The following is a 14,884-nucleotide window of genomic DNA, read 5'->3' on the forward strand; positions in this document are numbered from 1 at the left end:
ACTCAAAACGAAATGGCCGAGTGGGATGGGAAAGGCTGTGGCAAGGATGGTTCATGTTACAAACCATCCTTGAAGGTTATTTACTGTCCAAGTCTCTTGATCTATGAAATATGATCAAGAGACAGATCTGACAATGGGGCTTTCTGAGCTTTTGATGATTAATTACAACCAAGAAAGGCTATTATTGAGCAGATTGTGCTTGAGTAACAACCTCTTTAGTACCTTGAATTTCGATCTCTACACGACGATCTGGTGCCAGGCAGTTGATTAGGTTAGGTTTGCGAACCTTATCACAAGTAGAACCAGTGACTGGGTTTGCTTTACCGTGACCTTCCGCGCTGATGCTGCCGGCAGGGATACCTTTAGATACCAGATAGTCAACTACGCTTTGAGCGCGTTTCTGAGACAGTTTCTGATTGTAAACATCTTTACCGATACGGTCAGTGTAGCCTAAAACCAGTACTTTGCCCTGATTTGGGTCGATATTTGCTAACTCAGTATAGAGTTGATCCAGATTGTGCTTACCTTCGGCTTTCAGCTCAGAACTTGCAAATTCGAACAGCACATCAGAACGCAGGGTAAAACGTTTATTTTCAACAACGGGTGCTGGAGCTGGCGTTGGAGCAACAATCGGAGCTGGAGCAACAATCGGGGCTGCTGCTTCATCTTGGCCGAAGCGATAAGAAACACCTACGCTCAACAGACCGTTATCAGGACGTGCGCCTACTGAACCTGCATCTCCGACATTGTTAACCCACTGGTAATCCAGACGAGTAGCCCAGTCTTTAGTTATCGCATACTCAACGCCGATAGCTGCCAGTGGAGAAACACCGGTGTCGTGATTTTTCAGATGTCTGTTGGTTGCGCCGTAAGTTGCTTTGGAATCTGCCCGCCAAACCATACCACCCAGACGGGTATAGATATCCAAGTCATCCATAATTGGATAACTGAGTTTGGTTGCCAATTGGAAACCGTGAGCTTTGAAGGCACCATTATTGACGCTGCCTTTGTAAGACATACGACCTAACCAGTCATAACCTATTTCAAAACCTAGGTACGGATTGGCTTGATAACCTAAGAAAGCACCCGCACCCAGTTGGTTTTTGTGAGTAGGGCCATTACCGATTGCATTGGTATAATCGTTGCCGTAGAAATTTACGTCATGGTATTGGGACCAACCCAACTTACCACCGGTATACCAAGTGTTGTCTTTTGGAGCTGCTTGCGTTGCAGTTGTGAAAGCGGCCACTGTCACTGCTACCGCGATAGCTGTCTTTTTCATTTTAACGCCTCGTTATTATCATCACCCAATAGGCAAGTGGCTTTGGGAGCCTTTTTACTTACTGCCTACCCCATTAGGCTATTTCATTTGCCATCTTCGTAATAAAAGCAAACGCTGAGTTGGGCTCAAATTCTTCGGTACCCTTATTGTGTGTACGTTTTGAATTTTACGCATTTTCGTGTTCACTATTTATCCATAAGAATGGCCTGCACTAAATTTAATATCTACTAAGATAGGTTGTTGAGCCATATTGATTAAAAAACTCAGTTAGGAATACTGCACTATCATAAAACCGATAGACCAAACAATACCGCGGTACTAAGTGCAGTAACCTTTAATGGTGTAAAGTCTACAACGAAGTTAAAAAGTTACAAGTGCCCCTTGATTAATAGAGTAAAAAATTTAAAAGATAATGTATGATTTCAAAAAAACTTTACTATTCTTTACAACTAATCTTACCTTAATTAATTGATTTTAATTGTGATTAGTGGTTCTTGGTCTGAATTGGTTATTTTGTGTTATGAATATTGCAATAATTTCTAGCTTTGGTCAATGATAGTGAATGGAATGGATTTTTAGTAAATCTGATCGCGATTCAGCACGGTTAGTTTCTTTATTTGTATCTTGTGGGCGCATAATAAAGCCCAGTGCATTACCTTTTTGTGCCGCAGCCCGTAATCTTACGGTATCTTTTTCTGATAACTTTGGTAGCCAGCCAAGTACCACGCTGTAATTACCACTCGCCAATGCTCTTTCCATTGCCTCTACCGTTGTAATGGAGCTAATGCGATTTAATTGGATAACCTTATCTAAAGGTAATCCAGAGTTAATTAACCATTGGCGGCTCAGTTTTTTATGTGGACTAACCCATAGCAACCAGCGGGCTTCATTTCCTGATTGGCGTAACAACGGTAGTAATATACGATTAATGACCGCTTGGTTATCGCTATATTGGTTATCACTATAAATCAATTCACTCACTATGCCTTCTTTACCTTCTTTACCCGCTTTCACTACCCCATCTCTTTTGGCTGAATCATCTTGTACAGGTGAAGAGAGTGATAGCCGCTTTTTGGTTGACTGGTGTTTAGAAGGGTAAACCCAGGATGATTGAACGCCCATAATGAACCTCGCCACAATTAACTGTATTAATATACAGTATCTTCATGTCAGGCTAAGATCAAGTCTATTTTTTCAAAGAGCTTCGCAAATATTGATTGTAAATGGCTGTAAACTCATTTAACCATTGGCAGATAAAATTGGATTGCGTATGTTTTTAATTGCTTGTTCCTGTTATTTATTTTACTAGTAATTGGGACAAATCTATGGATAAGAGATTTATTTGCACAAAACTCATGGAGTGATCTGTATGTTTTTGTCTGAGGTACGTTTTACTCAACTCAAAAATGGTTTTTCTTCGTTTGGGGCATTGACAAGGAAGCCACAGTTTGGTGGTTACAGCCTGTTAGCTGATGGGATTATGTTCGCTATTATTGCTGATGGAGAATTATATTTAAGAGGAAATGGCCATGCTGAAGTATTATTTAAAGCCAGAGGAATGAAAAACTATATTTACTCGAAAAAAGGAGTGCCTGTAACTTTGCGTTATTATCAAGTTGTTGAGTCACTTTGGCAAGATCAAGAGTTGTTATCTCAATATGCGTATTTGGCTTATCATTACTCATTTATTGAAATGGCAGGTAAAAAGAAGATGCCAGAGCGTTTGAAGGATTTGCCTAATCTTGGAATGTCTTTGGAACGTCAGTTATGGAAAGTCGGAATATGTAAAGTTGAAGATTTGCGGTTGTTAGGTGCGAAAGCCAGTTATTTAAAACTGCATCAATATAAAAGAAATTCTAATGTTAGTTTATTACTTGCTTTGGCTGGTGCAATTGAAGGATGTCATTCAGCCGTTTTACCGGTACAGATCCGTAATGATTTATTACGCTGGCACAAAGAATTGGCTTGTTAGATCTTTATCGTGAACAGCTAAAGGAAGGGGCAGTCAACTGCCCCAGTATGTCAATCTGGTTATAATTGATTAATTCTTTTAATGATATTGGCGATTTTAGGTAGCAATTCTATTAATAAACTGATTTGTTGCAGTACCAGTTGTTCTTTACTATTTCTTTCTACCGGCGCTTGCTCAATTCTTTTCACTATGTTGACAGGTATTTGCTTAATTCTATCATCGTCTATTAATATCGATTTTAATGCTGTATCGACATAACAAACAGCATCATTAAGAATATCCAAAATAGCTTTATTATCCAATTTATCTCGATGTGCTCCCAGCGCAGAGATGTAACTTAGCATAGTGTGATTTAGGCACAATAGCCGGAATGCTTTTTCTTGAGAAGTCTGGTCACTTTTCGGCTCGGCAGACATGTTTGAAATAACGGATACCAGTTCTGCATCACTATTATGGGCATCACGGCGGGCAATTCGATAGGTCAATCCATTATCTTTTCCCTGATAATATTGAACTAAAATGGCATCAAGGTAGCGACAGTTGGTATTCATCGTCCGGTTTATCACTTGTGATAACTGGCGGAATTTCCAGTCTGGCCAAATGAAATTTACCGCTAACCAGGCGCTACCACAACCGATTAATGTATCAATAATTCTTGGTAGTGCGACTTCAAAGCCTTCACCTAACAAATTGAAGCATAATAATACCAGTAATGTGATAAACAGGGTTGCATGCGCATACTGGGTATTGCGGAAGGTGAAGAACAATACGCCAGAAATAACAATTAACACCAGTTGCCCCTCAATAGATGGCACAAAGTAAAGGATTGGCAAGCCGATCAATACGCCAGCAACAGTTCCTATGATTCTCAGTATCAAACGGCGGCGGGTAGCGCTGTAGTTGGGTTGGCAAACCAATAGACTGGTTAGTAAAATCCAATATCCATGTTGTAAATCTAGCAACTGGATCATGGTGTAACCACTACATAGCAGAACAGACATACGGATTGCATGACGGAACAGGGCTGATTGTGGGGTTAGGTGACGGTTGAGCCTTAAACAGATATCACGCCAGCCAGTCAACGTTTCGTCAGATAGTTGAGTCTCATCTTTTCTATCTCTGGAAAGATTGTATCGTCCAGAACTCATGCTTGCTAATTGTGCATCAATTGCGCGCAGGTTTTTCAGCAAGTTATATAAGGCGTTAATCTTGAGGTTGTGTTTCTGTTGTTTACTGAGTTGTTGTAGGGAACTTTCCAAATAGTTAAATGCACGTTCGACATGCGGATTGTGTTGGTATGGTTTGTGCCAAAGTATCGATTGAGCAATTTGTTCACATACACGGGCTTGCATAGAGAGAAGACGTTGAAAGCGAAACAGAATATCGCTGTAACGAAAAGTATGTAGTAAGCTCTGATATTGCACATGGGATGAACTTGCATGTTCGTGAATATCTTGTGCAACGAAGTAATAGTGCAGAGTGTGGTCGGTTCCTCGTTGGCTGCTATCGCCTTTCAGACGGGTCAGTAGGGAGGCTTTGGCTTGATTTAGCGTGTTAACTAAGACACTGTTGGCCATTGCCACATTAACGACGGATTGCTGGTATCCTTCTTCTATTATATCGGGATCAAACAGATTAGCTTTAGCATCAAGGTAAATTGCAAGTTGTTGGTAACAACGCGCTAGATTGTCTTGTAACGGACGGATGGGGAACAGCAAATGACCGGTTAGGGTTAGCAGGTTATACCAGATTGCACCTGTCAGCAGTAATAGAGGTTGTTGATACCATAGAGGGAAAATAGACGAACCAAGCATGGTATAAATCGCGATCAACAACGCACCAAATGCAATAGTGGCATAACGTTGTCCGAGGGCTCCCAGTAAGATAAAACTGCAAGTGGATAACGCCAGTCCAATGGTAAAAAGCCAAGGATAAGGGAACAGTAATTCAATAGAGGCTGAAGCGATAAAGAAAGAAATCAGCGTGATCACTAGGTTACGTAAACGGCCAGTCAGACGATCATCAAGATCAGCGAGTGCTGCGGCAACAACGCCCAAGGTCAATGAGATAGTTATTTTAGGCTCTTTATTCAGAAGCCAAGGCACTAGTGTTGTTCCAGCCAAGGCGATTAGGATACGGTTATAGTAGAGAAAATGACTGTTATAAAGAAAACGGCGCAGACCGGAGAAAACAGTTAGCACAAGATACCTCTGAGGTAATAATAACGGCCATAAATAACTATTATGATAAAAGGTTTATTGGTGATAAAAAACTCTTATAAGACATAATTCAACTATTTTTTAGATACGGCGCTCGATAATGGAACTTAAAGCAACACAAATTGGCCAACGCCTTGCTCAGCATCCTTATAATCGGGTGCGCTTGCTGAATGCAGGTATTGAAGTCAGTGGTGAAAAGCATCAATACCTGATCCCATTTAACCAGTTAACTAATATTCAGTGTAAACGGGGTATCATCTGGGGTGAGTTAGAGTTTGAACTATCCGATAGACAAACGGTTCGTCTTCATGGCACTGAATGGCAGCAAACTCAGCGTTTTTACCATTATCTGCTTAGTGAATGGCAGAAATGGAGCCAGGAAATGAGTGATATTAGTGCTAATGTACTGGCAACTCAGGTTAGTGAAATCAACAGCATTGACCAACAGAATCGCTGGCTTAAAAAAACGGATTTGTTCCATTTGCAACAGCGGATTCAGGCAGTGTTGCAGGCTTTACCATTGCCGTTACAACGTCTGGAACAATTTGATAGTTGCCGGGATGGGTATCAAACGTGTTTGCGCTGGCTTGAGAATGGTGAAAAGCTTGTTGAAAAGATGAACCTGCAATGGACAGAACGTATGTTGGAGCAGCATCGTGACTTTTTTCAGCGGGTAGAAACATCTCCGTTAAATCTTTCTCAGAGTTTGGCTGTTATTAATGGTGAAAATTCAGTTCTGGTTCTTGCTGGTGCGGGGAGTGGAAAAACATCTGTGTTAGTTGCGAGAGCGGGCTGGTTATTACTTCGCCAACAGGTAATTCCCGAACAGATATTGCTGTTGGTGTTTGATAATCAGGCTGTAAGTGAGGTGAATGAACGGATTCATACCCGTCTTGGTGTGAATGATATTAAAGTAAAAACGTTTCATGCTCTGGCGTTGCATATCATTCAGCAAGGAAATAATAAAGTACCAAAAATCAGCGAACTGGAAACTGACGAGCAAAAAAGAAGAGATTTTTTGGTTAAACACTGGCAACAACAATGCAGTGAGAAGAAAGCACAGGCCAAAGGTTGGCGGGAATATCTGACGGAAGAGTTGCAATGGGAAGTGCCGGAAGGTGAATTTTGGCATGATGAACAGCTTGCTAATCGCTTGTCAGACCGGCTTGAGCGTTGGTTGGGTTTGATGCGTATACATGGTGGTAGTCAGAAGGCGATGATAGAGCAAGCTCAGGAAGAGTATCTGAATCGGTTTCAAAAATGTATTCGCCTGATGGGGCCTTTATTAAAAGCATGGAAATCTGAATTAAAAACAGAAGGTGCTGTTGATTACTCAGGGTTAATCCATCAGGCCGTGAATATTCTGGATAAAGGGCGGTTTATCAGCCCTTGGAAGCATATTCTGGTCGATGAGTTTCAGGATATTTCACCATTAGGGGCCAAATTGCTCACTGCATTGCGAGCACAAAACAGCCAAAGCTGTCTGTTTGCAGTAGGGGATGATTGGCAAGCAATATATTGTTTCAATGGTGTGGAGCCGATGTTGACTACCGTATTTGCTGATTATTTTGGTAAAGATGCTGAATATGTATTGGATATCTCTTATCGATTTAATGAAAGGATTGGTGAAGTTGCTAATGCGTTTGTGCAGCAAAACCCAAATCAATTAAGGAAGCCATTAAATAGCTTGATTAAGGGTAATAAAAAATCAATTGTTATCCTGCCAGAAGATCAGCTTGAATCTTTATTGAATAAAATGAGTGGTTATATCACTGAGCAGGAAACGATTTTATTACTGGCACGTTATCACTATTTGAAACCTGAATTACTGAGAAAAGCAGGAACTCGCTGGCCTAAACTGAAAATAGAGTTTATGACTATCCATGCTTCCAAAGGGCGACAAGCGGATTATGTAATTATTCTTGGTTTGCATCAGGGGCAAGATGGTTTTCCTACACCAGCAAGGGAATCTGTGATGGAGCGGGTTTTATTGCCGCCGCCGGAAGATTTTCCGGATGCGGAGGAGCGTCGCCTTTTGTATGTTGCATTAACACGGGCGAAGAAGCAGGTGAGGTTGATGCAGAATAACAAGAATCCATCGGTGTTTGTGCGTCAATTAGAGCGGCTAAATGTGCCTGTTCAACGTAAACCTTGAGGTTTTGCTTTGGCTGAAATATTCAGGGCTATCATGGGATATCTTTGCTGGAGATCCTACTTTGTTTTTTCTTGGTATCTGACTTGGAGAAAGCACGTAGTTATAGGTATATACCCGTTATCTTTCAAGTTGCCTCTTTGTTGGCTGCACTCGCTCACCCCGGTCACATAGTTTGCTATGCTCCCGGAGATTCACTCCCTTGCCGTCGCGATGCATCTTGAAATCCATAGGGTATATATATGTTGTAAAGACTTATTTCAGACGGTCATTCAAATAGTGTTGATAATCAGGTATTTGAATATTTACTGATTCAGAAAACAGAGGGGAACCAACAATAAAATCCGCAGACGCCAGATTGGTTGCAACTGGGATATTCCATACTGTAGCAAGGCGCAGCAGTGCTTTTACATCAGGATCATGAGGCACGGAATTAAGTGGATCCCAGAAAAATATCAACACATCAATTTTCCCTTCTGAGATTAGAGAACCAATTTGTTGATCTCCCCCCATTGGGCCACTAAGCATATTGGTAACGGGTAATCCGGTTTTGTTCTGAATCAGATTACCGGTTGTGCCGGTAGCGTATAAATGATGTTTCTTGAGTAAATTCTTATGTTTTTTGGACCAGGTTAATAGCGAAGTTTTACAGTGGTCATGCGCAATAAGCGCTATATTTTTAGCGGTTGCCATTGTGCGGGTTGTCAATTCCATGAGGATACCTTAGTGATCATTATTATGTTTTCGAATGCAGTGAACTCAATTGATAACAATATTTATCATATACATTGTAATAAATAAACAAAGTAAAAATATCGAATTTAAGGAGGAGTAAATGAGTGACCGGAAAATTGCAGACATCTTAAAACGAGTAAAAACAATCGCTCTGGTCGGTGCGAGTGAAAAAACGACTCGTCCAAGTTATAAAGTTATGGCTTATTTACTGGAACAAGGTTATCAGGTGATTCCTGTCAGCCCGAAGCTTGCCGGACAAACACTGCTTGGGCAACGAGTGTATGCACAACTGGCAGATATTTCACAAGTTGTTGATATGGTTGATGTGTTCCGTAATGCTGAAGCTGCATATGACATTGCGCAAGAAGCTATAGATATCAAGGCAAACGTTCTTTGGTTGCAACTTGGTGTAATTAATGAGCAGGCAAAAGTGTTGGCAGAGGAAGCAGGTCTGGATGTTGTTATGGATCGTTGCCCAAAAATTGAAATTCCAAGATTAGGACTCGAAAAATAATATTTTTCAGCTTGTAGTTATTTGGTTTCTAATCAATGGATGAATGGAGCCTTGGCACTAATATCTAATGCAAACTTAAAGTGTTGGATGAGAAGCGGTGTCTGGGTTCCAAGAGTTCAAATCGTGTCTGAGTTGGATATTGAGTTTATTTTTCTAGACATCTTATAAAATCTACTTTCACAGTTATTACAATATGTTAAGGCAATTTTAATTGCTCTTATGGCTACTAAATTTTGCCAGAATCTACACTTTTATTGCTATAAGATATGGTGCTTTTGCTGTACCTCAGTTTTGACCCTTTTTTATCATCAAAAAATAATTTATTGATTTAAAAAGAAAATTAGATATCTCCTAAAAAAAGGGTTTTTTCATTTTTTATCACTATATTCTTTAACAGTCAGCAACTTAAGGTTAATATGTAACAGTGCACTGCCGTACAGGCAGCTTAGAAAATTCCATTTGCTTGTTGCGCATGTTGTGTGCTGTGCACTGCCGTACAGGCAGCTTAAAACACGATAACTGCCCTAGGTTGTTTAGGTATAAATGGAGGATTAATTGCGCAGCCTTGGGGCCAATAGCTGATTGCGGATGGATTCTGCTAGCTCATCGAGAGAAGGTTGCTCTGGATGTTCATCGGATGTTTCATAGGCTAATTGTGCTTCAGCCAAATAAGTATGTACAGGTTGACCATTGTCATCTTCCATCACAACGTGATACCAGGGAGCGGAACGCAGGGTAGCATTAGATGCAATGTCATCCTCTTGGGGTTGCTCCAGAGAGTATTCCACATCAATATCCACGATGACTCCCAAATAACCCAGAAGCTTGTGACGTACTTGTTGGCCGATACCGAATTTGCTGGCGATAATCATAGTCACCTCCAAAGAAGTCTTGTATTGACATTGATATAAGGGCAGTAAGGTGAATTACAAGAGCCGTACCCGGTGGTTGAAGTCTTTTTTTGCTTTAATTGCGAGTGTGACTTCATCTATTTCAGGTTAGCGGTAGTAAATATAAAATACAACCAACAGTCGTGTGCTTAACTATATATGTGAGCGATACCGCAAGGTGATTGGGTTGATAGGGGGTAATTATGATTAAATATGGGATAACAATTTATGTTTATGGCCGGGTTCAGGGAGTTGGATTCCGCTATCAAACTTTTCGTTGGGCGAAATTTAATAAGCTGGCAGGTTATGTCTGTAATTTGCATGACGGTAGTGTCAAAATCGTAGCTTATGGTGACAGTGAACAACTAAATAAATTAACCCATTGGCTGGAACAGGGTGGTCCACCCGGAGCACAAATAGATAACCTTTCTTCTCACCCCTGCGCAGTGGAGGATGTTGCAGATTTTAGTGTCCGCCACTGAGCTGGATTATTGATCAGATACATTTTACCGGTTTCGGCAGTCCGGCAATTTTAGTTGCCTGTTTTGCCGGCCCTTTGGGAAACAGACGGTAAAGGTAGCGGCTATTGCCTTTTTCTTCGCCATACTTTTGTGCGATTGCTTTTACTAACATACGGATAGCCGGGGATGTATTAAACTCCTTATAAAATTCCCGGATAAAACGAATGACTTCCCAATGCTGTTCAGTCAAAGTGATTTCTTCTTGTTCGGCGAGGAGTAAAGCTATTGCTTCCTGCCAGTCACTACTGTTTTTCAGATAACCTTGCGCATCGGTTTCGATTTCTTGACCTTCGAATACCAACATAATCATTAATAACCATCAAAGAAAAGTAGCCGTAATTTAGCAAAAATCACTTCTGTACCCAAGGATAGTATGCACATATGCGGATAAAATAAGCCAACGATAGTGAAAAAGGGTAAATTTACGGCAATCGAACAGAAGGATACTTTACATCTGTTTCGGTGCTGTTTATAGTGCACGCCATTGCGGAGGGGTGGCCGAGCGGCTTAAGGCAGCGGTCTTGAAAACCGCCGATGGGAAACCATCCGAGAGTTCGAATCTCTCCTCCTCCGCCACTTCTGCTTCTACTCACATCTTGTAAATTCTACTTTTCCAATAAAATTAAAGAAATATCCCAGACCAGGCTCTACTCTTGTCTACCCGTATCTATTCAATGTACCTCTATAGCTGTGAGGGAATTTATGAAGCTATCTGATGGTGGTAGCTTGTATCTATTAGTAAAGGCAAGCACAAGAGAAAGCACTATCCTCACCTTAGTATCAATGAACTTCCTGATTTTCTGAAATTTTACCCTGAAACTTAAATATAGAAGGAGTTGCAGGAAGATATGGATTGGAAAAGAATGGATAGTTGATAAAAACCTCTTAAAATCTCATCAAATCAACGATGCAAAACAACAGCAAGCAGAATTGTTACAACAAGAAAATGAAACACTTCATTGCTACACTGAAAGAGATTCAGTCTATAACCTGAAATAAAAAAATTGTAGTAAGAAATGAAAGAGGGGAGAGAATAGTAACTGCTTGATATTGAATTGCTTATTGTAACCAATTATACAAAATTAGTTAACCTTATAAGGAATAAGAACAACACATTATTATTTTTCTAAACTAGACTTTGATTGGCATGAGTTGCAAGGGGATTATTTTTACAATGATTTAAATATATTGATTATGAAATATACCCTATGGATTTCAAGATGCATCGCGACGGCAAGGGAGTGAATCCCCGGGAGCATAGATAACGATGTGACCGGGGTGAGCGAGTGCAGCCAACAAAGAGGCAACTTGAAAGATAACGGGTATAGCATTATTTGATTTAAGGAAGGTGTATGAACCAACAAAATGATTTTAAAGCATTTTCTATTATTGATGATGCTAATGTAGTGAGTCAGGAAAAATATGAAGAAAGTCAGAGTTTACAGATGGGGTTTCCACCAGAGAATGTTTCTACTCATGTATTAAATAAGGTATTACGCCAATCCTCAACAATATCATCTGTTGTAGCTGGTTTTATTGCGGAACAATCTGGCGCTGATATTTTGGATAATGGAGACATAGCCAAACTTACTGAGCAATTAAATCGAGCATTAGAACAAAAAATTACAACAGATATTCCCAACGCTTCATTAACACAAGAAGGTGTAGTCCAGCTTACAAATGTGATTGGCGATAGTGACACATTGGCAGTTACACAAAAGCTTGCTCAGGAAATAGTAAATTCATTACGTGAATATACAGATAATCGAATTAAAACAGCCAGTGAAGTTCCTGTTGGTTCTCCTATTCCTTGGCCATTGTCCCATCCACCTGTTGGCTATTTCACTTGTAACGGTTCAGCTTTTGATAAATTACAGTACCCAAAGTTAGCAGAAGCTTATCCTGACGGTAAATTGCCCGATTTAAGAGGAGAATTTATTCGAGGTTGGGATGATAAACGAGGTGTGGATAGTGGCCGTAGAATTTTAACTTCTCAGGGAGATGCTATCAGAAATATTCAGGGCTCGTTCGCCGGCATGATAGCAACAAACTATCATTTGGCAACAAGAGGGGTTTTTTATGCCAGCCAAGTTCTTGGAATAGCTACAGATGGCAGTTTCAAATCGCTAAATGTTTCTGATACGGATACTCCATACGGTTTTGGATTCGAGGCGTCAAGGGTTGTTCCTGTAGCCTCAGAGAATCGCCCTCGCAATATCGCATTTAACTATATTGTAAGGGCAGCATGATGATAGGGCCATTTGGCCCTTATTGCTTACAGCGATAACAGCTTACTTTCCCATTATTCAATAATTTCTCTCTTTTCTTTCAGGTAGTCGTAATTTAATAATGATATTTTTTATCATTTCAGTTAGTTATTTGTTATAATATATTACAAGTGGTTTTATCTGTAAAATTAATGTTTATTCTGAATGCTTAAATGCTTAAATGCTTAAATGCTTAAATGCTTAAATGCTTAAATGCTTAAATGCTTAAATGCTTAAATGCTTAAATGCTTAAATGCTTAAATGCTTAAATGCTTAAATGCTTAAATGCTTAAATGCTTAAATGCTTAAATGCTTAAATGCTTAAATGCTTAAATGCATTGATGATGTAAAAGTGGTTTAGTGAATATAATTAGATGTGGAATATATTCAGGAACTCACAAATATAATATTTGTTGACTTAATTGATAGGGTTTTAATTAATCGATTTAATAGTGAAATATGTACATTGTATCCAAAATTATTTATTTTTTTCATAATGATATTGATGCTTGATAACCGTCTATTCTATTAATCCTTATGTGTATACCCGTCATCTTTCAAGTTGCCTCTTTGTTGGCTGCACTCACTCACCCCGGTCACATAGTTATCTATGCTCCCGGGGATTCGCTCCCTTGCCGCCGCGATGCATCTTGAAATCCATAGGGTATAGTAAATTCAAATAATATTTTTATAATTAAATTTTAATTGGAATGCATGTGATTTTTTAGAATTAAAAATAGGTTTTTGTTTTTTAACGCAAAGGATTAATTTGATTTTTACATAAAAAATTAATTTATTTAAATGGTTTTTACTTGCAATAATATGGATGATTTAAAATTATCTTTTTAAAATGTCAGGGTTTAATAAAGTTTTTGGCTGATGGGTGAACTTATTTATAAGCGGATTTAATAATTTACTATAAAAACATGGAATGGAAAAACTAATGAGTTATTTAAAGGAATATGAAATTGTTTATTCATAGAGTAATAATATTGCGGTTGTTAGTTAAAACCGGAGTGGTTTAATTCTATTTTCATACAATAACTATACCAAAGGAGATTGAAACATGATGTATTCAATTAAAGGTGTCCAATATCAAACGTTGGTAAATATCCCTAAAAATATTGGGTTAGGATATTCGAAATGGAGTGATGGTAAAGTTCACCTTATTAATGGTGACTTCCTATTTTATGGCTCTATTGATATTAAAGGTGAGAATGGGCCTATCAATAAAGAAACGGAAGTTGATGCTAACTGGACAGTGAAATTTAATGAAATGCCTTGTGATAGTCAGGGTAATATCTTGCTCAAATCTCACTGGCTTAGTCCGGCGAGCAATGATAGCTGGCTTATAAAAGATAAAATGCGGCTCATGATCCTTTGCTCAAAAGAACCAACTCATCGATTGATTCTTGAGACCGGTGAAATCATTGATAATAAAGTTGACAACGATTATCTTCGTGACATGATATTTTCCTACACCATACTACGGCGCTAATAGAAAACAATGTGTTGAATTTAAAAAATGCTCTGATATTTTCAGAGCATTTTCTTAATTATAGAGATAATCCACCATTGTTCAGATAGAGTGGAATATGAGATACATGAGAAAACAACCTAATGTTTTTATTTAATGATGGAAATGGCTACTGAAATGGTTTATATAAGTGATTGATGTAATGGTTATATTTTGGAGGTGAGTCATTATAATCTTATTGGCTAATAAGATAAGTGAGTAGAAATAAAATAACTCATGATTAGGGAACGAGATGACACAGGGGAATGTTCACCTTTTCAGAACTTAGTCGATCTTGAACATCAACGTTTGTGGGAGGAGCTTCAAGGTGGTCCTGATGATGAATATCGTTACTGTGCTGCTTTTTGGTGGCGTAAACAAGCCTCGTGGTGTGCGGAACTCCAACGTTATAAGCCATTTCGTCAGTCAGAACCTGACGAATTACATTATTTGTGGCTTGAAGAAGAAGGTGAAGAAGCGAAGTTTATGGCTCTGGACAGCGGTCCGGTAGGGATAAAAGAAAGTGGGGCGTTTGATTATGTGCCTGAATTAGAGTTCGCACCAGGTGTGAGTGCCTGGATTGAACTTGATACTGAGACGATTTACCAGAATTTGGCTGATACCAATGATATGGAGTTAAAAAATGTAAGCCAACATTTTGGTGAGATTCGTCTTAGGAAAAAAGATAGCGGAGAAGCATGGCGCTACCACCCATTTTTAGGGGTGTTTAGAGAAGTTAGTTGAATAATATGCGGTGTTTTTAGGTAATGATCGTGGTGATTGTTGTTCGATTCGATCAAACTAAGCGAATCGAAC

At 39.3% G+C, this 14,884-nt stretch carries 13 protein-coding genes and 1 tRNA gene; 8 read left to right on the forward strand and 6 right to left on the reverse strand.

Annotated elements, in window-relative coordinates; genetic code table 11:
* Positions 1-181 precede the first annotated feature (181 nt).
* Together ompA and sulA are read right to left on the reverse strand one after the other, a co-directional pair.
* On the reverse strand, positions 182-1,282 hold the full coding sequence (ompA, locus tag AACQ83_RS11775) for a porin OmpA (RefSeq protein ID WP_112877854.1): 1,101 nt from the start codon (positions 1,280-1,282) through the stop codon (positions 182-184).
* A 549-nt stretch (positions 1,283-1,831) separates the two neighbouring features.
* A complete protein-coding gene (gene sulA, locus AACQ83_RS11780; RefSeq protein ID WP_112877855.1) occupies positions 1,832-2,404 on the reverse strand; it encodes an SOS-induced cell division inhibitor SulA in 573 nt (190 codons plus the stop codon).
* Between the two features lie 247 nt (positions 2,405-2,651).
* Here sulA and AACQ83_RS11785 point away from each other — a divergent pair, with 247 nt between their 5' ends.
* Entirely contained in the window at positions 2,652-3,254 is a 603-nt protein-coding gene (locus AACQ83_RS11785; protein ID WP_112877856.1) for a TfoX/Sxy family DNA transformation protein, read from the forward strand.
* Positions 3,255-3,313: 59 nt separating this feature from the next.
* On the opposite strand, the gene yccS is transcribed toward AACQ83_RS11785, so the two are convergent.
* Positions 3,314-5,455: a YccS family putative transporter gene (gene yccS / locus AACQ83_RS11790; RefSeq protein ID WP_112877857.1), complete on the reverse strand. Its 2,142-nt coding sequence runs from the start codon at positions 5,453-5,455 to the stop codon at positions 3,314-3,316.
* Positions 5,456-5,573: 118 nt separating this feature from the next.
* On the opposite strand from yccS, the gene helD reads away from it, so the two are divergent.
* On the forward strand, positions 5,574-7,628 hold the full coding sequence (helD, locus tag AACQ83_RS11795; protein WP_112877858.1) for a DNA helicase IV: 2,055 nt from the start codon (positions 5,574-5,576) through the stop codon (positions 7,626-7,628).
* A 252-nt stretch (positions 7,629-7,880) separates the two neighbouring features.
* Here helD and mgsA read toward each other — a convergent pair whose 3' ends face one another.
* Complete coding sequence (mgsA, locus tag AACQ83_RS11800; RefSeq protein WP_112877859.1) at positions 7,881-8,339, reverse strand: methylglyoxal synthase; 459 nt, start codon at positions 8,337-8,339, stop codon at positions 7,881-7,883.
* Between the two features lie 121 nt (positions 8,340-8,460).
* Between mgsA and AACQ83_RS11805 the strand changes: the two genes are divergently transcribed.
* Positions 8,461-8,874 carry a CoA-binding protein gene (locus AACQ83_RS11805; protein ID WP_112877860.1) on the forward strand — a complete coding sequence of 138 codons (414 nt, stop codon included), beginning with the start codon at positions 8,461-8,463 and terminating at the stop codon, positions 8,872-8,874.
* Positions 8,875-9,425: 551 nt separating this feature from the next.
* Here AACQ83_RS11805 and hspQ read toward each other — a convergent pair.
* Positions 9,426-9,746 carry a heat shock protein HspQ gene (gene hspQ / locus AACQ83_RS11810; protein WP_036807155.1) on the reverse strand — a complete coding sequence of 107 codons (321 nt, stop codon included), beginning with the start codon at positions 9,744-9,746 and terminating at the stop codon, positions 9,426-9,428.
* A 221-nt stretch (positions 9,747-9,967) separates the two neighbouring features.
* Here hspQ and yccX point away from each other — a divergent pair, with 221 nt between their 5' ends.
* Positions 9,968-10,246, forward strand: a complete 279-nt coding sequence (gene yccX, locus AACQ83_RS11815; protein ID WP_112877861.1) for an acylphosphatase — start codon at positions 9,968-9,970, stop codon at positions 10,244-10,246.
* A 13-nt stretch (positions 10,247-10,259) separates the two neighbouring features.
* Here the strand turns inward: yccX and tusE are convergent, their stop codons facing one another.
* The gene (tusE, locus tag AACQ83_RS11820) at positions 10,260-10,589 is read right to left on the reverse strand and encodes a sulfurtransferase TusE (protein ID WP_036783230.1); all 330 of its coding nucleotides are present in this window, start codon (positions 10,587-10,589) and stop codon (positions 10,260-10,262) included.
* A 184-nt stretch (positions 10,590-10,773) separates the two neighbouring features.
* On the opposite strand from tusE, the gene AACQ83_RS11825 reads away from it, so the two are divergent.
* The 4 genes from AACQ83_RS11825 (at position 10,774) to AACQ83_RS11840 (ending at position 14,812) form a co-directional block, all read left to right on the forward strand.
* Positions 10,774-10,861 (forward strand) — tRNA-Ser (locus AACQ83_RS11825).
* 776 nt (positions 10,862-11,637) lie between these two features.
* A complete protein-coding gene (locus tag AACQ83_RS11830) occupies positions 11,638-12,534 on the forward strand; it encodes a phage tail protein (protein WP_112877862.1) in 897 nt (298 codons plus the stop codon).
* Positions 12,535-13,618: 1,084 nt separating this feature from the next.
* Positions 13,619-14,050: a hypothetical protein gene (locus tag AACQ83_RS11835; RefSeq protein ID WP_112877863.1), complete on the forward strand. Its 432-nt coding sequence runs from the start codon at positions 13,619-13,621 to the stop codon at positions 14,048-14,050.
* 255 nt (positions 14,051-14,305) lie between these two features.
* On the forward strand, positions 14,306-14,812 hold the full coding sequence (locus AACQ83_RS11840) for a hypothetical protein (RefSeq protein ID WP_240000783.1): 507 nt from the start codon (positions 14,306-14,308) through the stop codon (positions 14,810-14,812).
* Positions 14,813-14,884 lie beyond the last annotated feature (72 nt).

This window comes from Photorhabdus sp. S10-54 (assembly GCF_963878145.1).
GTDB lineage: Bacteria > Pseudomonadota > Gammaproteobacteria > Enterobacterales > Enterobacteriaceae > Photorhabdus > Photorhabdus kayaii.

What these genes read in the sequence shown, in the direction of transcription:
- ompA (WP_112877854.1), bottom strand. Translation starts at nt 1,282, where the DNA reads ATGAAAAAGACAGCTATCGCGGTAGCAGTGACAGTGGCCGCTTTCACA.
- sulA (WP_112877855.1), bottom strand. Translation starts at nt 2,404, where the DNA reads ATGGGCGTTCAATCATCCTGGGTTTACCCTTCTAAACACCAGTCAACC.
- AACQ83_RS11785 (WP_112877856.1), top strand. Translation starts at nt 2,652, where the DNA reads ATGTTTTTGTCTGAGGTACGTTTTACTCAACTCAAAAATGGTTTTTCT.
- helD (WP_112877858.1), top strand. Translation starts at nt 5,574, where the DNA reads ATGGAACTTAAAGCAACACAAATTGGCCAACGCCTTGCTCAGCATCCT.
- mgsA (WP_112877859.1), bottom strand. Translation starts at nt 8,339, where the DNA reads ATGGAATTGACAACCCGCACAATGGCAACCGCTAAAAATATAGCGCTT.
- AACQ83_RS11805 (WP_112877860.1), top strand. Translation starts at nt 8,461, where the DNA reads ATGAGTGACCGGAAAATTGCAGACATCTTAAAACGAGTAAAAACAATC.
- hspQ (WP_036807155.1), bottom strand. Translation starts at nt 9,746, where the DNA reads ATGATTATCGCCAGCAAATTCGGTATCGGCCAACAAGTACGTCACAAG.
- yccX (WP_112877861.1), top strand. Translation starts at nt 9,968, where the DNA reads ATGATTAAATATGGGATAACAATTTATGTTTATGGCCGGGTTCAGGGA.
- tusE (WP_036783230.1), bottom strand. Translation starts at nt 10,589, where the DNA reads ATGTTGGTATTCGAAGGTCAAGAAATCGAAACCGATGCGCAAGGTTAT.
- AACQ83_RS11830 (WP_112877862.1), top strand. Translation starts at nt 11,638, where the DNA reads ATGAACCAACAAAATGATTTTAAAGCATTTTCTATTATTGATGATGCT.
- AACQ83_RS11835 (WP_112877863.1), top strand. Translation starts at nt 13,619, where the DNA reads ATGATGTATTCAATTAAAGGTGTCCAATATCAAACGTTGGTAAATATC.
- AACQ83_RS11840 (WP_240000783.1), top strand. Translation starts at nt 14,306, where the DNA reads ATGATTAGGGAACGAGATGACACAGGGGAATGTTCACCTTTTCAGAAC.